An 18,058-nucleotide genomic window follows, 5' to 3' on the forward strand; every position below is an offset into this window, starting at 1 on the left:
AGGATTACATTGCCTACTACAACCAAGACCGCATAAGCCTCAGACTGAATGGCTTGAGTCCGGTACAATTTCGTATCCAGACGCTGAATCAATAGCGTCCCTGTCCAACATTCGGGGGGCAGTTCACTGGCGAGCACCATTTCAAGGTCGAAGCCAAGCCACAGCGGTTGCAAGTAGACGGGCAGGTGGAGCCGGGTGCTGCCGCGATTCCGCTATTGGTACAGGCGCGATGGCTGCAGCCCGCTGCCCAGGCGTTCAGCAAGGTGCTGGGTAAACCCTGAGGGTTCGATGGATCACCAAAAACTGTCTATTGTCTATGGGCAGGTAGTCTCGCACTGGCGTGTGCGTGGTGTGATTTTCGGTGCGGGTTGTTAGGGCGCCCTGGCGCCTGGAGCGCTCATGGAAAAGCTCAACGTTGGCCCCAAGTCGTCGCTGCAAGGCAAGGTTTCCAATCTTTCTACTGCACGGGCTTATCTGCTCGCCTGTTCGCTGCTGCTACTGGCCATGTTTCTGTTGGTCGGGGTGTTGCTGGTGTCCATTGCCGAGCACTTGAATCACGATGCCGGCGAGCACAGCCGCATTGATATCGAAAACGCCCTGCTGTCGGTTGAGCGCGTCGCTGGTTCGACGGTCAAGGACTATGCGTTTTGGGGGGATGCCTACGAACACCTGCATCAAAAGGTGGATGTGGACTGGGCGTTTGTCCGGCAAAACATCGGCACGACGCTGTTTTCCGACTTCGGTTTCCAGGGGGTGTTTGTTGTCGATCCAGCCGGTCGCACGGTGTATTCGCTGATTGACGGCCAGTTGCAGAGTGTCGCCGTGCAGGACTGGTTGCACCTGCCGATCGAGCCCCTGCTGGCCCAGGCCCGGCAGGCCGCGACCAACAGCCAATCGGTGACCCGGCTGATACAGGCCGATGGCATGCCGGCGGTGTTGGCCGCCGCTGCGCTGACGCCTGGCACCGATCCGAACGTAGAGGCCGATAGCGGTCCCGCTTCGGTGTTGATCTTCATTGCCAAGCTGGCGCCGCAACGGCTGGCTGCACTGGGCGAGGATTTTGGTGTGCAAGGTCTGCGGGTCGCCCCGGCCGGCGGGGCGGCGGCGGGCGCACCGAGCCTGAGCCTCAGGGACAATGCAGGTGTTGTGCAATGGACCGCGGAGGATCCTGGGCGCCAGTTGCTGGGGCTGGTTGTGCCGCTGGTGACAGTTGCCGGCCTGATCTTTGCCTTGATGGCCTGGGTTATCCAGCGCCGCAGTACCGCTGCCGCGCGGCTCATGGACCTTAATTACGCCACCCTGCAAGCCAGTCGTGCGGCGCTGGCGGTCAGCGAGGAGCGCTTTCGTGATGTGGCCGAAGCGGCGTCCGACTGGATCTGGGAAGTCGATACCCAACTGCGGTTTACCTACCTCTCGGAGCGCTTTGATGTAATTACCGGCCTTGTCGGGGCCAACTGCCTGGGGTTGGCGGTGGATCAGCTGCTGACCTCTGATCAGGGCCTGTTGGCCATCTGGTTCAAGGACCACGCCCATCGCCCGAATGCCATCGTGCAGTGCAGCTATGTGTCTGGCGAGGGTCAGCGACGCATTTGCCGGCTATCGGTGCGCGAGATACCTGGCCAGGGTTATCGAGGCACCGCCAGCGACATCACCGAAGAGGTCGAGGCCCGGCGGCGCATTGAATATCTGTCGCAACACGATGCCTTGACGGGGCTGGCCAACCGCACGCGCATGCAGGAATTCCTCGAGGGCAAGCTCAAGGCGGTGCCGACCCTGGCAAGGCCGTTGGTCATGCTCAGTATTGATCTTGACCGCTTCAAGCCGGTCAACGACCTGCTGGGGCACGCGGCTGGCGATGATGTACTCAATCAGGTGTCCCGGCGTTTGCAGGGCTGCCTGCGTGGGGATGATCTGGTGGCGCGCATAGGTGGCGATGAGTTTATGTTGGTGGTGGCGGGCGTGAGCTCGCCGCTGGAGGTGGAAGGCCTGTGTCGGCGCCTGATCGACTGCATAGAACAACCGTTTTACATCACCGAACATGAAGTGTTTATCAGTGCCAGCATTGGTATTGCCATGGCGCCGGCGGACGCGACCCTGGCCGAAGAGTTGCTGCGCTATGCCGATATCGCTCTCTACGAAGCCAAGGAAGGCGGGCGTAACACCTGGCGCTTTTATGCGGGCGATATGAACGCACGCATTATTGAGCGGCGCCAACTGGAAGCCGATTTGCGCCAGGCGATCAAGCACGGTGAACTGCGCCTGGATTTCCAGCCGCGCTACCGCATTGAAGGCAAGCGCCTGGCCGGTGCCGAGGCCCTGGTGCGTTGGGAGCACCCAAGGCGCGGGCTGCTGGGCCCCGACGTATTCGTCCCCATCGCCGAAGAAACCGGGCTGATCCTGCCGTTGAGCAACTGGGTGCTGCACGCGGCCTGCCAGACGGCCGCAGGCTGGCCTGACGACGTGATGATTTCAGTCAACCTGTCCTCCACCGAGTTCCAGCGTGGGCACTTGGTGTCGCGGGTCAAAGCGGTGTTGCTGGAGACGGGCTTGAACCCGGCGCGGCTGGAGCTGGAGCTGACCGAAAGTGTGATGCTCAATGACGAGAAAGTCGCCTTGAGCATCATGCAAGGCCTCAAGGCCCTGGGCGTGCGCTTGCTGATGGATGACTTTGGCACCGGCTACTCGTCGCTGAGTTATCTGCGCTCATTCCCCTTCGACGGGCTGAAGATCGACCGCAGCTTTGTCGGCGGCCTGACCGCCGGTGGTGGCGATCAGTCGATCATCCAGGCGATTGTCGGCCTGGGCCGGGCGCTCTCGCTGACGGTGACCGCCGAAGGCGTGGAGACCCTCGACCAACTCACGGCGCTGAAGGACGTGCAGTGCGATGAAGCCCAGGGTTTCTACCTCAGCGTGCCGGTGGATGCCCAGGCGATCAGCACGCTGATCACGGGCCGGACTGCTTAGCCGCTCCTGACCCTACTTGCACTGACCGCATATAGATAATATGTTAACAATATAACTATAAATGGTCTGTGGGAGGGGGTATGCCTGCCTTGTTCAACCCTTGTGTTGAGTTCGCCAACTGGAATCGTGACTTGCGTGCAGTCTGCGGCAATTTCAGCACCGCGCAGTCAGATCGACACAGTCTGTTTATTGGCAGCGTCCACGGCCAGGACGTGTGTGGCCTGGAGTTGGCGCATATCCGCACCAATGCCGGGCTGATCAGCCGCCATCACACCCACGGCGATGGCGACGACGACCGCCACTGTTTTCTGATCCTGCAGGGCAGCGGCCATCAACGCATCCGCCAGCAGCACCGGGTGATTGACCTGGGGCCCGACGATATCGCCCTGGTGGACTCGGCCCAGGCCTTCGAGATTGAGCCCCAGGGACTGGTACAGAATATCTCGGTGCATCTGTCCCGCGCCGAGGTCGCCCGGCAATTCGGCCAGCAGCGCCTGTTTGGCAAGCTGGCGCGCAACAGCGTCGCCACCCATATGATTCGTGCATTGGTGCGCTCCCTGGAGGATGCGCAACTGAGTGAAGGCTATGGTGGCGAGAACGATGGCCCGGCCGTGGAGCAGGCCCTGATCGGCCTGGCGGTTGCCGGTCTGGACGAGCGCGCCGAGGGCCAGCCGGGCTTTGCCTGCGTGGGCCAGGACGACATTTATGGCCTGGCCACGCGCCTGGTGGAAGCCTCCCTGCAAGAGACCGAATTGAGCCCCGAATACCTGGCGCGGCACCTGAATGTCTCAGTGCGCCAACTCTACCGGCTGTTCGAGCAGCGCCATGAAAGCATCGCGCGCTACATCCAGCAGCGCCGCCTGGAGCGGGTGGCTCAGGACCTGCGCGCGCGGGATTTGCGGCATGAGTCAATCACCCAGATCGCCTTCAAGTGGGGGTTTGTCGATGCCGCGCATTTCAGTCGCGCCTTCAAGCGGCATTTCCAGCATGCGCCCCGGGACTTTCGCCAGCAGCCGCTATAGGCCGCGCTTTGGCAGGGAATGCCAAGGGCTTTGGCAGCCTCAGTCAAGTGGCCGCAGGTGGCAGACCCTCTAATAGCGTGGCCTGAGTCGATTAATGTTGGAGAACAATAACAATGAATACACGGAGCCTGCTGTTGGGCACGCCTCTGCTATTGAGCGCGTTCGCCACCCTGGCCTTGGCCGGGCCGGCCCAGGTCGATGGACCGCGCATCATCGCCGCCGACCGTGAGCCCGGTAACTGGATGAGCCACGGTCGCACCTACGATGAACAACGCTACAGCCCGCTGGACAGGGTGAATGCCGACAATATCGGCCAACTGGGCATGGCCTGGACCACCAAGCTGTATATCGACAGTGGCACCGAGGCCACGCCGCTGGTGGTCGATGGGGTGATGTACACCACGGGTGCCTTCAGCATCGTCTATGCGATCAATGCGGCCACGGGTGAGTTGTTGTGGAAGTACGATCCCAAGGTCCCTGCCGAGAACCTTGGCCAGGGCTGCTGCGGTCCGGTCAACCGTGGCGTGGCGGTGTGGCAGGGCAAGGTCTATGTGGGCAGTTTCGATGGGCGCTTGATTGCGCTGGATGCCGGCACTGGCCTGCCGGTGTGGAGCGTCGACACCCTCATTGATCGCAGCAAAAGCTACTCGATTACCGGCGCGCCACGCATCGTCAAGGGCAAGGTATTGATCGGCAACGGGGGCGCCGAATTTGGCGTGCGCGGTTATGTCACCGCCTATGACGCCGACACGGGCAAGCAAGTCTGGCGCTTCTACACCGTGCCGGGTGACCCCAAGCTGCCGCCGGAAAATGCGGCGATGGCCAAGGCCATGAAGACCTGGGACGGTGACGGCTGGGTCAAGTGGGGCGGCGGCGGCACGGTGTGGGACTCGATGGCCTACGACCCGCAACTGGACCTGCTCTACGTGGGCACCGGCAATGGCTCGCCGTGGAACTACCAGTTCCGCAGCAATGGCAAGGGCGACAACCTGTATGTGTCATCCATCCTGGCGCTGCGCCCGGACACCGGCGAGTACGTCTGGCACTACCAGATCACCCCGCAGGACCAGTGGGACTTCACCGCGACCCAGCACATGATCCTCGCCGATATCGAGATGAATGGCAGCGTACGCAAGGTGATCATGCAGGCGCCGAAAAACGGCTTTTTCTATGTGCTGGATCGCACCAACGGCAAACTGTTGTCGGCAAAGAATTTCGTGCCGGTGAACTGGGCCAGTGGCATCGACCTGCAGACTGGGCGGCCGATCCTTACCGGCGCGGCGGACTATTCCAAGGAACCCAAGGTGGTGCAGCCGAGTTTCCTTGGCGGGCATAACTGGCACCCCATGTCCTACAGCCCGAAAACCGGCTACGTGTACATTCCGGCGCAGTACACCCTGGCCGAGTTGAAAGCGGCCAAGGCCCCGCAGTTCCCGGCGAACAAGTCGGTGGTGAACTTCGGCCTGGATGTGCCGGACCTGCCGGAAGACCCGAAAGTCCTCAACCAGATCCGGGATGCTTGGAGCGGAGAGTTGATCGCCTGGGACCCGGTCAAGCAGAAGGCGGCCTGGAAACAACCCTATGTCAGCGCCGGCAACGGCGGCACCCTCGCCACGGCCGGCAACCTGGTGTTCCAGGGCACGGCCGATGGGCGGGTGGTGGCCTATCGCGCCGACACCGGTCAGCCGCTGTGGGAGCACCGGGCCAACTCCGGGGTGATGGCGGGGCCGGTTACTTATACGGTCAATGGCGAGCAGTACGTGGCGTTTTCCGTGGGGTGGGGCGGGATCCTGCCGCTGTTGACCGGCCCGCTGACCAACAAGGGCAAGGTGCGCGCTGAATCGCGGGTGATTGCCTTCAAGCTCGGTGCCACCGGTGAGCTGCCACCCCCCAAGGCCGCGCCGGTACTGCCGACTACCCGCCAGGTACTCACGGCGACCCCCGAGCAACTGGTGCAGGCGCGTGGCATGTTCAATGGCCTGTGTGCCGGTTGCCATGGCCTGAACGCGATCAGCGGCGGGGTCGTGCCCGACCTGCGTTACCTGGATGACAACAAGCACGCGGCATTTCCGGCCTTTGTCAGTGGCGCGTTGATCAATAAGGGCATGCCGAACTTCTCCGACATTCTGCAGCGCGAAGACATGGAGTTGCTGCGCCAGTACCTGGTCAAGCGCACCCGGGATCTGCAGGCCGACCTCAACGCCATTCACTGATCTCCCCTTGTTTGAACTGTGCCGGGCGACGTCTTTTGACGTCGTCATGGCCGAGTGTTGCCTCCAATAACAATAACGGTACTTGCCATGAAAACACTTAGCATCCTGACCCTGCTCTTCAGCCTGGTTCCATTGGCTCACGCCGACGTCAAGCCGGACCCCGGCGACTATACCGCCTTGCCCCAGGGCACCGATGTGGTGGTGCTGTACCAGCAGAACCCACGGGGCGACAAGGTTTACTCGGGCGGCAAGAAAGTCGCCGACAACCTTGACCTGGACATGACCGTCGGGGTGTTGCGCCTGATCCACTTCACCGAGTTCTTCAACACCGGCCTGACCTGGGACCCGCAAATAGTCATTCCTTTCGGTTACCAGAAGACCGGCGCCAGCGACAGCAAGCACTCAGGGTTGGGCGACATTACGTTTGGCGGCACGCTGTGGACCCTCGCGGACCTGGCCAACAACCAGCACCTGGGCTGGTCGGCGTTTGTCACCGCGCCCACGGGCAGTGACAAGGACCAGGGTTTTGCCCTGAGCAACAACCGTTGGGCCCTGGATTTCCAGGTGGGCTATATCAAGGGGCTGACCGACAAAATCACCTGGGATGTGATTGCCGAGACGGAGTTCTACGGTGAACAGCGCGCCACCGATGCCAAGAAATATCCGCTGCTGCAACTGCACAACCACCTGCGCTACAACTTCACTCCAGAGACTTACGCGGCCATCTCCTATCGGCACAATTGGGGCGCCCGCGAGACGCTGGACCATGAAACCCTGGCCACCAGCCGCAGCAATGGCACGCTGGGCTTCACCGTGGCCACGATGGTGGGCAAGCAGGTACAGGTACTGGGGCAATTGATGCATGACACGGCGGTGCGCGAAGGGGTGAAGATCGACAATTCGCTGCAGTTTCGCCTGGCGTATTTCTACTGACGCTGTCTGTAGGCGCTGTCTCGCGGGGCGTGACAGCGCGGTCTTATTGTTGGGCTAGGATGCTTTCGAGCAACCCGGGAAATCGCTCGGCCAACACATCGGCCCGCAACGAATTCATATGGGTCGTGCCCACGCTGCGCGTATGCACCAGCCCGGCATCACGTAAAACCCGGAAGTGGTGGGACATGCTGGACTTCGGCCGCCCGCCATCCAACTCGCCGCAACTGGCTTCTTCTACACCGGCCAGGCAGCGCACGATGTCCAGGCGCACAGGGTCACTCAACGCATAGAGCAGGCGTTCGAGGGTCAAGTCTTCGGGGGAGGGGTGTTTAAAGGCTCGCATGAACCGAATGATAACAGGGCTGGCATTGTTTACCATAGTTCGATTAAGATCGAACTATCGAATCAAACGTTACCCTCGTTTCAGGAGCTTTTTCATGTCTGCATTGTTCGAACCCTTCAAGCTCAAAGACGTTACGTTGCGCAATCGTATCGCCATTCCACCGATGTGCCAGTACGTGGCCGATGACGGCATGGTCAATGACTGGCATCACGTCCACCTCGCCAGCCTGGCCCGTGGCGGCGCCGGCCTGGTGGTGGTCGAGGCCACCGCCGTGGCTCCCGAAGGCCGGATCACGCCGGGTTGCGCGGGTATCTGGAGCGATGCCCATGCCCAAGCCTTTGTGCCCATGGTGCAAGCGATCAAGGCGGCAGGCGCGGTGCCCGGCATCCAGATCGCCCACGCCGGGCGCAAGGCCAGTGCCAACCGCCCATGGGAAGGCGACGACCATATTGCCGCCGACGATGCCCGTGGCTGGCAAACCCTGGCACCCTCGGCGATCGCGTTTGGCGCGAACCTGCCGAAAGTCCCCCAGGCCATGACCCTGGAGGATATCGCCCGGGTGCAACAGGACTTCGTTCAAGCCGCACGCCGTGCCCGTGACGCCGGTTTTGAGTGGATCGAACTGCATTTCGCCCACGGTTACCTGGGCCAGAGCTTTTTCTCGGAGCACTCCAACCAGCGCACCGATGCCTACGGTGGCAGCTTCGACAACCGCAGCCGTTTCCTCCTGGAAACCCTGGCCGCCGTGCGTGAAGTCTGGCCGGAAAACCTGCCGCTGACCGCGCGTTTCGGGGTGCTCGAATATGACGGGCGTGACGAACAGACCCTGGGCGAGTCCATCGAACTGGCCCGTCGTTTCAAGGACGGCGGCCTGGACCTGTTGAGCGTCAGTGTCGGCTTCACCATCCCCGATACCAATATCCCTTGGGGGCCAGCGTTTATGGGGCCGATTGCCGAGCGCGTACGCCGCGAAGCCGGTCTGCCGGTCACGTCGGCCTGGGGTTTCGGTACACCGCAACTGGCCGAAGGGGCGTTGCAGGCCGGTCATCTCGACCTGGTTTCCGTGGGCCGTGCGCACCTGGCCGACCCACACTGGGCATACTTCGCCGCCAAGGAACTGGGGGTGGACAAGGCTTCCTGGACCCTGCCGGCGCCTTACGCGCATTGGCTTGAGCGCTATCGCTAAGGGGTGACCGTGTTGTGTGTGGGAGCTGTCGAGCTTTAGCGAGGTTGCGATGGCGTCCTGTCGGCGATCCATATATCGACTGATCCAGCGCTATCGCAGGCAAGCCAGCTCCCACATTGGAGAGTCTTTAATCAGCCGTCGCAGCCTCTGCGACGGCTTTTTTTGTGGGCCATGAAAAGTACAATCTTCCATCCGGAACGTGCATGTTGCGCTGCGACCAAGCGCCACATACTGGGCGTGTCTTTACGAACGTTCCCGTTTGTTTCAAGCCTCCTGCCGAGTGAGCAGGGCGCAGGCAGGCCAGGAATGGGGATATCCAATAATAAAGAGAGCACCCATGAAAAAGCCAAACCCTCTGCTGGAAGACCTCAACTCGGTCTTGCCCGCCATTGCTGCCAATGCCTTCGCCGCCGAGAAAGATCGCAGCGTACCTGCCGAGAACATCGCGTTGCTCAAGGGCATCGGCATGCACCGGGCATTTCTGCCGAAAAAGTACGGAGGCATGGAAATCTCCCTGCCGCAGTTTGCCCAGTGCATCGCTTTGCTGGCCGGCGCTTGCGCAAGCACCGCGTGGGCCATGAGCCTGCTGTGTACCCATAGCCATCAGATGGCTATGTTCTCGGTCAAGTTGCAGGACGAGGTCTGGGGCGTCGACCCCGACGCCACCGCCAGCAGCAGCATCGCGCCATTTGGGCGTACTGAAGAAGTGCCGGGTGGCGTGACCTTCAGCGGTGAGATGGGCTGGAGTTCGGGTTGTGACCACGCCGAATGGGCGATCATGGGCTTTCGCCGCAAAAACGCCGAAGGCACCCAGGATTACTGCTTCGCGGTACTGCCGCGCAGTGATTATCAGATTCGTGACGACTGGTATGCCGTGGGCATGCGTGGCAGCGGCAGCAAGACCCTGATCGTCGATCAGGCTTTCGTGCCCGAGCACCGTATCCAGAAGGCCAAGGACATGATGGAAGGCAAGTCGGCGGGCTTCGGCCTGTACCCCGACAGCAGGATTTTCTTCGCCCCCTACCGTCCGTATTTTGCCAGTGGTTTCTCCACCGTCGGCCTGGGAGTCGCCGAGCGCATGCTCGAGGTGTTCCGCGAAAAAACCAAAAACCGTGTGCGCGCCTACACCGGTGCGGCCGTCGGCGCCGCGACCCCCGCGTTGATGCGTCTGGCCGAGTCTACTCACCAGGTGGCCGCCGCACGCGCCTTGCTGGAAAAAAGCTGGGACGAGATCGCCGAGCACAGCGAGCGCCATGAATATCCAAGCCGCGGCACCCTGGCGTTCTGGCGGACCAACCAGGGCTACGCCACTAAAATGTGCATCCAGGCGGTGGATCGCCTGATGGAGGCGGCGGGCGGTGGCGCCTGGTTTGAAACCAACGAACTGCAGCGCCTGTTCCGCGACGTTCACCTCGCCGGCGCCCATGCCTACACCGACTATGACGTTTGCGCACAGATTCTCGGGCGCGAATTGATGGGCCTGGAGCCTGACCCGGCGATGGTCTGACCACGCTACGCTTACCTATAAGAATAATCAGGGCAGGGCCTTCAGCCTGTCCGGGAGTCTTGCATGTCTATTGAAAACCAAGTCGATACCCGCGCCTTTCGCCGTGCCCTGGGCAATTTTGCCACCGGTGTCACCGTGGTCACCGCCGCCGACGCCAGCGGGCGCAAGGTCGGTGTCACCGCCAACAGTTTTAATTCGGTGTCTTTGGACCCGCCGCTGATTCTCTGGAGCATCGAAAAACGCTCCACCAGCCACGCCGTGTTTGAAGCCGCCACGCACTTTGCGGTAAATGTGCTGGCCGCCGATCAGATTGACCTGTCGAACAACTTTGCCCGGCCCCGGGAGGACCGTTTTGCCGAGATCGAATACCAGGCGGGTGCGGGCGGGGCGCCGGTGTTGGCCGACTGTTCGGCACGCTTTGAGTGTGAGAAGTACCAGCAGGTCGATGGGGGTGATCACTGGATCATGATTGGCAAAGTGGTGGCCTTCGACGACTGCGGCCGCTCACCGTTGCTCTATCACCAGGGCGCCTATTCCATGGTCCTGCCACACACCCGCATGACCCGCCGTGAGGAGGGCCAGCCAGCGAGCAGCCATTTCCAGGGGCGCCTGAGCCATAACCTCTATTACCTGATGACCCAGGCGTTGCGGGCCTATCAGGCCAGCTACCAGCCCCGCCAACTGTCCACCGGCCTGCGCACCAGTGAAGCGCGGATGCTGATGGTGCTGGAGAACGATGCCGGCCTGAGCCTGGCCGAGTTGCAGCGCGAAGTGGCAATGCCGGTGCGCGAGATCGAAGAGGCGGTGAACAACCTCAAGCGCAAGGCGTTGGTACGCGATGATCAGGACCGGGTAAAGCTCACCACCAAGGGCATCGACGAAACCGAGTCGTTGTGGACCATCGCCCGAGAGCAGCAGGACACGGTCTTCAGCCAATTCAGCGAGGAGCAACTGGAGACCTTCAAGACGGTACTCAAGGCAGTGATCCGGCACTGAGCGCGACGGGTCAATCCAGGTGTTGGAATTCTTTGACGATAAAGTCGATAAACACCCGGGTCTTGGCCGGCAGGTGGTGTCGTGAGGGGTAGACGAGGTTGATTTCCAGGCGAGGCAGGCTCCAGTCGCTGAGGATCGGCACCAGGCGCCCGGCGACGATATCGTCGTGGATCACATAAGTGGGTTGCGCGAGAATGCCCTGGCCCTGCAGCGCGGCCGCGCGCAACAGATAGCCGTCGTTGGATTCCAGCGCCGGAGTGGCGGGCACCGTGATGGTCTGGTCTTCGCGCTGGAACGTCAGCTCATAGGGATCGGTGGCGTAGGTGTAGAGCAACAGATGATGCTCGGCCAACGCCTGCGGATGTTGCGGGCGGCCGCAGCGCTCGAGGTAGTCCGGCGAGGCAGCCAGTATGCGTCGGGTATCGGTCAGGCGGCGGATCACCAGGCTGGAGTCCGGCTCACTGTCACGGGTGCGCAGGGCGACGTCGATGTTGTCGTCAATGATGTCGTGGTAGCGGTTCTCGGCCACGATATCCAGGCGTACATCCGGGTACTGCTCCTTGAACTTGGGCACCAGCGGCAGGATATGTTGCAGGCACAGGGATAAGGATGCAGTCACACGCAACACCCCATGGGGGTGGTTTTTGCTCGCGCTGACGGCCTCGGTCGCGCCTTGCATCGCCGTGAGGGCTGCCTTGGAATTGGTGTAGAACACTTTGCCGACTTCGGTGACGAACAAGCGCCGGGTGCTGCGCTCGATCAGCCTCACGCCCAGGCGATTCTCCAGTGCCGCCAAGTGCCGGCTGGCTGCCGCACTGGACAGGTCCAGGGCGTCTGCGGCCTTGGTCACGCTGCCCAGCTCCGCGACCTTTACAAACAACTCATATTCGGTCCAGCGATCCATCAGCATTGCTCCACTGCGCGCAAGGGTGTTTTCCAGTTACAGCATTTTTCAGGTGTATGCCGACCGTTAAGCTTTTTTTGCCCCTGCCAGTCTAGCCGTTGAGTGCAGGGAAAAACTTGATTGGAGTCGAAATGAGCAAGCATCTGGATGTGGTGAAAAAGTACTTCAAGTATTGCGTCGACGGTAAGGATGTTGAGCGTGTAGCGGAATTTTTTGCCGACGATGTGGTGGTTCACCGCCCCGATTGTCCGGCACCTATCGTCGGTGTCGAACCGTTTAAACAGGCCTTGCGCCTGAACGTGACCGAGCGCTACGAGTCAATCGCGACAACCTTCCAGAAAGAAGTGGTGGCCGGTGATGTGGTGGTGGTTGCGTTGATGCATCACGCCAAGGGTTCCAACACCTGGCATGGTTTTGATGTGAGCGGCAAAGACCTGACCTGGAGCGCGTTGACGTACTTCCGGTTCAATGCCGAAGGCAAAGTGGTCGAGGAAATCGTCGAGCGCAATGAGCTGTTCATGGCCAAGCAACTGGGGATTGTCGAGTACGACTGACCCGGGCGATTCCCCTGCAGGGACGCAGGCGCACAGCGCACTTTCACTGTGCCAGTGAAACTCTTGACGCGTGCGGGTGGTTTTTCTCGGCGGGGCGAAGGGTAACGATGGACTCGCTGTTTTTGCCTATTTTGATTGGAGTCCTTTTATGGATCTGGTAAGCCTGTCCAAGCGTCGTTATACAACCAAACTCTTCGATTCATCGCGCAAGATTCCCGTGGCAACCATTGAATTGTTGCTGGAACAACTGCGCAACAGCCCGTCTTCCGTCAACTCGCAGCCCTGGCACTTTGTCATTGCCCACGAAGACGAGGGTAAAGCTCGGATTGCGGACAGTATGCAGGGTGGTTTTGAGTTCAATCGCGCGAAGACCCTCGATGCCTCCCATGTGATTGTGCTCTGCACGCGTACCCAGATGCCCGAGGAGTACCTGCAGGCGCTGCTGGAGCAAGAAGCCAGCGATGGGCGTTTTGTGGATGAGCAGGCCAAGGCCGGGCAGGACAAAGGCCGGCGGCGGTTTGTCGATCTGCATCGTTATGACTACAAAGACCTGCAACACTGGATGGAAAAGCAGACTTACCTGGCCCTGGGCACGCTGTTGCTCGGCGCTGCTGCCCTGGGCCTGGATGCCACGCCCATGGAAGGCTTTGACAGTAAGGCGCTGGATGCCGAACTGGATTTGCGCGAGCGCGGCTTTACCAGCCTGGTGGTGGTGAGTGTGGGTTACCACAGCCATGAGGATTTTAATGCGGGCCTGCCCAAGTCCCGCTTGCCGGCGCCGGTGTTGTTCGAATTTATCTAAGGGGGGCTGTGGCGAGCGGGGCAAACCCGCTTGCCGTTCAGCTAAGAGAGGTGCAGGCAATCGATAACCTGTGGCGAGGGAGCTTGCTCCCGTTGGGGCGCGAAGCGGCCCTAAAATGCGACTGCTACGCACAATAAGCCATAGGCTCCAAGCTTGCTGTCAGCTCACCGGTGCCAGCCACCCACGCAGCATCTGCGGATGGCGCGCCAGCCACTCCCTGGCCGCCTCATCCGCCGAGCGTTCACCCCGATTGAATGCATCATCCAGCTCGGCAACGATCGGGTTCGACAGACGAATATTATCCAGCACCTGAATCTCTGCCCGGGTCAGCAACGCCAGGCGATCTTCCCGTGCCAGCAGCACTGCCCGATCCACATTACCGAGCAAACCCCTGGGGTCCTTCAGTTCGCGGATACGGTAGCGGTGGTGCAGGAACTGCGGATGCCACAAGGGCACGATGCCCCAGTGCCCTTGGCGATACAGGGCCTCAAAAGCGTCGACGCAATCGTCCTGAGTGCCGGTGCGGAATTGGTAGCCGGCGTCGCTCAAGCCGTACTCATCCATGATTTTCAGGGAAAACCGGGTAATTCCCGCACCCAACCCAATGCCCTGAATCAGCGGGTGCATGCGCGCGCGAACCTCGGGTTTGCGCAGGTCGTCGATGGATGCCACGTCAGCCTCGCTTACATAGTCGGGCACGCCCCACATGGCATAGGGCTGGTAATGCAGGCCCAGTTCACGGGCGGGCACGGCCTGTCGGTACACGCCATGGCTGCATGGCAGCCAGGCCGAGGCCAACATGTCGATGGTGCCTTCGCGCAAGCGCTCGAAATTCACTTCGTGCAGGGCATATTGCCGTTCGACAGTCAGGCCCATGCGCTGCAGGACCAGCGCCACCACGGCGGCAGTGGCGCGATGGAAGGACAGATCGGTGACGCCCAGGCGCACCACACGCGAGCCATTGGCGATATTGGCCAGGGAAAAATCCTGGTGGGTCACGGTCGGCGTTTTTGCTGGGCGCCGGGGTGGGGGTCTGCGCATGTTGCTTCCTTCAAGAGCTGCGGCTGATCACGGAGCTAGAGGGTGGGGGCCGGCGCTGCATCAATCTTCACGCGCAGCAGGCTGTAGGGCTTCTGGCGCAAGTCGCGACCTGCGTGGAAGATGCCCTGGCGATGCAACTGGTTGGCCATGAAGTACAGGTAGCCGTCCGGCCCGATGGACAGGGTGTCGGGCCAGAGCACACGCGGGTCGTGGACGATGGTCTGCCACTGTCCATCCGCCAGGCGTTTGCGCACGCTGTTGTGTTCGTAGTCGCCGGCATACAGGGCGCCGGAGGCATCGGCTTCGAGGCCATCGGAAGCGCCTTTTTCCCCCAGGTCCTTGACCGCCATATCCAGCCGCGCTTCGCTGACCGAGGTGTCACGCAGCAACGCGGTGGGTACCGAGTACAGATGGCGGCTGGACAGCGGGCAGAAGTACAGCGTCTGGCCGTCAGCGGACAGGGCGATGCCATCGGACGCTACCGCAAACGGACGGGTGCTGCCGTTGGTGTTGCGAACCTGCAAGACCTGGCCTTCGACCTTGGGCACGAAGTTCGGGTCTACCGAGGTCGAGGTGGCACCGCTGAGTCGGCGCAGGGCAGTGCCGCTGGCAATGTCCATGACGATGATCGCCCCGGGGCCGCTCAGGGAAGAGTCGGTGATGTAGATCACCCCTTCATCGCCCACCCGGAAGTCAAAACGCATATCGTTGACGTAGGTGCTGGGCAGCATCACGTTTTTCGGGAACACCAGGGTCTTGACCACTTTGTTGGTGGCCAGGTCGATGGCTACCAGCTTGGCACCGCCCGGCGTTGGCGAGGCGAAACCGGGGGCGGCAGTGTCCAGTATCCAGATCCGCCCGCGACCATCGGCCACCACACTTTGCACGCTGATAAAACCCTTGGCCGGGTCTTTCGGGTCGGCCTGGTTCATAGCCAGGTCAGGGTAGGGCACGACCTGGCCATCGCGCAGTTCACCCACGGTGAACGGCACCGCGTCGCCCCAGCGTGGAAAATTGACAAAGATCCGCCCGTTTTCGGCAACGCTGACGCCGGTGGGCATGGCGTCGTGGAAGGCGAACACCTGCTCGAGGGTGCCAATGGTTTGCTCGCTGGGCATCGGTTGGGCCTGAGCCGCCTGGCTGCTGATGGCAATCGACAAGGCCAGGGCAGACCAGATAAAGGAGTGCTTGAAGTGCATGAAAAGCTCCGGGAATCCGCAGGAAGGGGCGCGTTGCAGCCCATGGTGTGCGTTCCCGGTCCATGGAAAAACCCACGAATGGCGCTAACAGTTTCATCGCAATCGAGAAAGTGCAGGGCGTTTGAGCCTTGATTTGCGGCGGTTCCAGGTAAATCTGCGGTTGCATGCGCCACTGTTCGCCCGCCAACAGTCAATCAACAGTTTGCTGATTAACCGTGTGTGGCATGGCTATGGAGCTGTCGCAAAGTGAGGAATCATGGGGTTCTCAATCTTGGCGTAACTCGTGCAACGGAGCGCACCTGGCTATATAACTAACGCATCCACGTCGCTCTGCACGCGGGTTTACACCGGCGCAGGCGATGGCATGAGCATTCTTCGGGCAACCAGTAAGGGCGTATTTGCATGAGTGAAACCGAACGCGGACAGGCGACAAAGGCCATCCGCAACGCCGATGTGCTGATCATCGGCGGGGGCCTGAGCGGCACGCTGCTGGCCGTGCAGCTGTTGCGTTTGCCCGGCACGCGGAAGGTTCTGGTGATCGAGCCGCGCATGGAGCTGGGGCGAGGCGAAGCCTATAGCGCGGTGGAGCTGGGGCACACCCTCAATGGCAATGCGGCGCGCATGAGTGTGGACCCGGACAACGCCGATGACTTGACCCACTGGTTGAGCGAGTACATCGCCGCCGGCGGCTGGCCGGAATCGGACCAGCAGCACGTGCCGGTCAGCGAGCTGTTTCCACCCCGGGGGATCTTTGGCGTGTACGCGCAACAGCGGCTGGCGCAGGCTCGGGCGGGATCGGCGTCAACCGTGGAGCATATTCGCGCCGAGGTCATCGACGTGCAGGTAGAGCTGGGAGGCGTGCGCCTGACCCTGGATGACGGCCGGGCACTGCGCGGTGCCCGGGCCGTACTGGCCACCGGGATGTTTCCGGCGGCGCGCACGCCACAAACCCACTCCAGTGGTGTGAATGCGGCGGCGGTTGATCCGTGGGATGTGCGCGCCATGACGCAACTGGACCCACACGCCACGGTGTTGATCATCGGCTCCGGCCTGACCATGGTCGACGCCGTGGTGTCACTGGAACAGGCTGGCCATCGCGGGCCGATCGAGATCTTTTCGCGCCATGGCCTGTTGCCCCATGTGCGCCGGCAACCCCCTACGTGGGCGGACTTTCTCGCTGACGATCATGGCCTGCGCAGCCCACTGCAATTACTGCGGGCAGTGCGCCGCGAATGCCAGAAAGCCCTGGCCCAGGGCATCGACTGGCAAGCACCGCTGGACACCGTACGCGCCCATATCGGTCGTTTGTGGAGCCAGGCCAGCGAGCGCGAGAAACGCCAGTTCGTGCGCCATGTGCGGCCCTGGTGGGAGAGCCATCATCATCGCTCGCCACCCCTGAGCGCCGAACTGCTGGCGCGCCTGCACGGGGAGGGGCGCCTGCGTATCCACGCGGCCTCGTTCCTGGGCCTGGAGCCCACGGTAAACGGCGAAGTGACCCTGCGCCTGCGCCGTCGTGGCGAACAGCACACCACCCACTTCAGTGGCGCGGCGTTGATCAACTCCAGCGGGATCGAATACGACTGGCGCCGCGTGGCCCGGCCGTTGCCCAGGCAATTGCTGGCCCGCGGCTTGATCAAACCCGGGCCCTTGGCATTGGGGATAGCGGCGGATGCCTCGGGGGCGGTACTGGATGAGCACGGCGTTGTGAGTGAGCGACTCTTCGCCATGGGCCCGCCGCTGCGCGGTATGTGGTGGGAGAGCACGGCGGTGACGGATGTGGCGCTTCAGGCCAAGGCACTGGCGCTAAAGCTGGCGCAACTCTAAAGGTGGGAGCTGTGGTGCATCCAAAATCGCCCCGCCGACAAGGCCCCCTGTGGGAGCGGGCTTGCTCGCGATGGCGGCAGCTCAGTCACCGTTTCTAGCGACTGACCCACCGCCTTCGCAGGCAAGCCAGCTCCCACCTTTGATTTGTGGTGGGGCCAAAACTCTCTGCCCCGCGCAGATCCCCTGTGGGAGCGGGCTTGCCCGCGATAGCGGCAGTTCAGTCACTGTTTCTGGCGGCTGACCCACCGCCATCGCAGGCAAGCCAGCTCCCACCCTTGATTTGTGGTGGGGCCAAAATTATTTGCCTCAGTGAGATCCCCTGTGGGAGCGGGCTTGCTCGCGATGGCGGCAGTTCAGTCACTGTTTTTGGCGGCTGACCCACCGCCATCGCAGGCAAGCCAGCTCCCACATTTGATTTGTGGTGGGGCCAAAATCATCTGCTCCAGTGAGATCCCCTGTGGGAGCGGGCTTGCTCGCGATGGCGGCAGTTCAGTCACTGTTTTTGGCGGCTGACCCACCGCCATCGCAGGCAAGCCAGCTCCCACATTTGATTTGTGGTGGGGCCAAAAT

Annotated in this window: 15 protein-coding genes; 11 read left to right on the forward strand and 4 right to left on the reverse strand. The window is 61.7% G+C overall.

The genetic code is table 11. The features are described 5' to 3' along the window. Positions 1 to 8 precede the first annotated feature (8 nt). The 5 genes from JFT44_RS29270 to JFT44_RS28055 all read left to right on the forward strand — a co-directional run bounded on the left by JFT44_RS29270 (position 9) and on the right by JFT44_RS28055 (position 7,132). Positions 9 to 95: an IS3 family transposase gene (locus tag JFT44_RS29270; RefSeq protein WP_374068253.1), complete on the forward strand. Its 87-nt coding sequence runs from the start codon at positions 9 to 11 to the stop codon at positions 93 to 95. 304 nt (positions 96 to 399) lie between these two features. After that, complete coding sequence (locus JFT44_RS28040) at positions 400 to 2,964, forward strand: EAL domain-containing protein (protein WP_198831467.1); 2,565 nt, start codon at positions 400 to 402, stop codon at positions 2,962 to 2,964. An 80-nt stretch (positions 2,965 to 3,044) separates the two neighbouring features. After that, positions 3,045 to 3,986, forward strand: coding sequence for a transcriptional regulator FeaR (gene feaR, locus JFT44_RS28045; RefSeq protein ID WP_057440965.1), 942 nt, complete (start codon positions 3,045 to 3,047; stop codon positions 3,984 to 3,986). 113 nt (positions 3,987 to 4,099) lie between these two features. Beyond that, on the forward strand, positions 4,100 to 6,199 hold the full coding sequence (locus tag JFT44_RS28050) for a PQQ-dependent dehydrogenase, methanol/ethanol family (protein WP_198831468.1): 2,100 nt from the start codon (positions 4,100 to 4,102) through the stop codon (positions 6,197 to 6,199). A gap of 87 nt (positions 6,200 to 6,286) precedes the next feature. Then, entirely contained in the window at positions 6,287 to 7,132 is an 846-nt protein-coding gene (locus JFT44_RS28055) for a transporter (RefSeq protein ID WP_120733327.1), read from the forward strand. A gap of 43 nt (positions 7,133 to 7,175) precedes the next feature. Here the strand turns inward: JFT44_RS28055 and JFT44_RS28060 are convergent, their stop codons facing one another. Then, entirely contained in the window at positions 7,176 to 7,511 is a 336-nt protein-coding gene (locus JFT44_RS28060) for a helix-turn-helix transcriptional regulator (protein ID WP_057440971.1), read from the reverse strand. A 58-nt stretch (positions 7,512 to 7,569) separates the two neighbouring features. Here JFT44_RS28060 and JFT44_RS28065 point away from each other — a divergent pair, with 58 nt between their 5' ends. From JFT44_RS28065 to JFT44_RS28075, 3 genes are all read left to right on the forward strand, one after another. Then, positions 7,570 to 8,661, forward strand: coding sequence for an NADH:flavin oxidoreductase/NADH oxidase (locus JFT44_RS28065; RefSeq protein WP_198792233.1), 1,092 nt, complete (start codon positions 7,570 to 7,572; stop codon positions 8,659 to 8,661). 337 nt (positions 8,662 to 8,998) lie between these two features. Continuing rightward, complete coding sequence (locus tag JFT44_RS28070) at positions 8,999 to 10,168, forward strand: p-hydroxyphenylacetate 3-hydroxylase oxygenase component (RefSeq protein ID WP_198831469.1); 1,170 nt, start codon at positions 8,999 to 9,001, stop codon at positions 10,166 to 10,168. 63 nt (positions 10,169 to 10,231) lie between these two features. Then, positions 10,232 to 11,164, forward strand: a complete 933-nt coding sequence (locus tag JFT44_RS28075; RefSeq protein WP_198792234.1) for a p-hydroxyphenylacetate 3-hydroxylase reductase component — start codon at positions 10,232 to 10,234, stop codon at positions 11,162 to 11,164. Between the two features lie 10 nt (positions 11,165 to 11,174). Here JFT44_RS28075 and JFT44_RS28080 read toward each other — a convergent pair whose 3' ends face one another. Further along, on the reverse strand, positions 11,175 to 12,068 hold the full coding sequence (locus JFT44_RS28080; protein ID WP_057959325.1) for a LysR family transcriptional regulator: 894 nt from the start codon (positions 12,066 to 12,068) through the stop codon (positions 11,175 to 11,177). A gap of 131 nt (positions 12,069 to 12,199) precedes the next feature. Between JFT44_RS28080 and JFT44_RS28085 the strand changes: the two genes are divergently transcribed. Both JFT44_RS28085 and nfsB read left to right on the forward strand, forming a co-directional pair. Next, on the forward strand, positions 12,200 to 12,622 hold the full coding sequence (locus tag JFT44_RS28085; protein WP_057959316.1) for an ester cyclase: 423 nt from the start codon (positions 12,200 to 12,202) through the stop codon (positions 12,620 to 12,622). Positions 12,623 to 12,770: 148 nt separating this feature from the next. Then, positions 12,771 to 13,424, forward strand: coding sequence for an oxygen-insensitive NAD(P)H nitroreductase (gene nfsB, locus JFT44_RS28090; RefSeq protein WP_198792235.1), 654 nt, complete (start codon positions 12,771 to 12,773; stop codon positions 13,422 to 13,424). A 159-nt stretch (positions 13,425 to 13,583) separates the two neighbouring features. Here nfsB and JFT44_RS28095 read toward each other — a convergent pair whose 3' ends face one another. After that, positions 13,584 to 14,465, reverse strand: a complete 882-nt coding sequence (locus tag JFT44_RS28095) for a glycine betaine ABC transporter substrate-binding protein (protein WP_186625191.1) — start codon at positions 14,463 to 14,465, stop codon at positions 13,584 to 13,586. A 35-nt stretch (positions 14,466 to 14,500) separates the two neighbouring features. Further along, complete coding sequence (locus JFT44_RS28100) at positions 14,501 to 15,664, reverse strand: L-dopachrome tautomerase-related protein (RefSeq protein ID WP_057959318.1); 1,164 nt, start codon at positions 15,662 to 15,664, stop codon at positions 14,501 to 14,503. Positions 15,665 to 16,066: 402 nt separating this feature from the next. Between JFT44_RS28100 and JFT44_RS28105 the strand changes: the two genes are divergently transcribed. Further along, a complete protein-coding gene (locus tag JFT44_RS28105) occupies positions 16,067 to 17,488 on the forward strand; it encodes an FAD/NAD(P)-binding protein (protein WP_057959319.1) in 1,422 nt (473 codons plus the stop codon). Positions 17,489 to 18,058 lie beyond the last annotated feature (570 nt).

The sequence above is a fragment of the Pseudomonas sp. MF5691 genome (genome assembly GCF_016405645.1).
Taxonomy (GTDB): Bacteria; Pseudomonadota; Gammaproteobacteria; order Pseudomonadales; family Pseudomonadaceae; genus Aquipseudomonas; species Aquipseudomonas shahriarae.

Excerpts from the sequence above, each read along its gene's own strand:
- JFT44_RS28040 (WP_198831467.1), top strand. The coding sequence starts at position 400 with ATGGAAAAGCTCAACGTTGGCCCCAAGTCGTCGCTGCAAGGCAAGGTT.
- feaR (WP_057440965.1), top strand. The coding sequence starts at position 3,045 with ATGCCTGCCTTGTTCAACCCTTGTGTTGAGTTCGCCAACTGGAATCGT.
- JFT44_RS28050 (WP_198831468.1), top strand. The coding sequence starts at position 4,100 with ATGAATACACGGAGCCTGCTGTTGGGCACGCCTCTGCTATTGAGCGCG.
- JFT44_RS28055 (WP_120733327.1), top strand. The coding sequence starts at position 6,287 with ATGAAAACACTTAGCATCCTGACCCTGCTCTTCAGCCTGGTTCCATTG.
- JFT44_RS28060 (WP_057440971.1), bottom strand. The coding sequence starts at position 7,511 with ATGGTAAACAATGCCAGCCCTGTTATCATTCGGTTCATGCGAGCCTTT.
- JFT44_RS28065 (WP_198792233.1), top strand. The coding sequence starts at position 7,570 with ATGTCTGCATTGTTCGAACCCTTCAAGCTCAAAGACGTTACGTTGCGC.
- JFT44_RS28070 (WP_198831469.1), top strand. The coding sequence starts at position 8,999 with ATGAAAAAGCCAAACCCTCTGCTGGAAGACCTCAACTCGGTCTTGCCC.
- JFT44_RS28075 (WP_198792234.1), top strand. The coding sequence starts at position 10,232 with ATGTCTATTGAAAACCAAGTCGATACCCGCGCCTTTCGCCGTGCCCTG.
- JFT44_RS28080 (WP_057959325.1), bottom strand. The coding sequence starts at position 12,068 with ATGGATCGCTGGACCGAATATGAGTTGTTTGTAAAGGTCGCGGAGCTG.
- JFT44_RS28085 (WP_057959316.1), top strand. The coding sequence starts at position 12,200 with ATGAGCAAGCATCTGGATGTGGTGAAAAAGTACTTCAAGTATTGCGTC.
- nfsB (WP_198792235.1), top strand. The coding sequence starts at position 12,771 with ATGGATCTGGTAAGCCTGTCCAAGCGTCGTTATACAACCAAACTCTTC.
- JFT44_RS28095 (WP_186625191.1), bottom strand. The coding sequence starts at position 14,465 with ATGCGCAGACCCCCACCCCGGCGCCCAGCAAAAACGCCGACCGTGACC.
- JFT44_RS28100 (WP_057959318.1), bottom strand. The coding sequence starts at position 15,664 with ATGCACTTCAAGCACTCCTTTATCTGGTCTGCCCTGGCCTTGTCGATT.
- JFT44_RS28105 (WP_057959319.1), top strand. The coding sequence starts at position 16,067 with ATGAGTGAAACCGAACGCGGACAGGCGACAAAGGCCATCCGCAACGCC.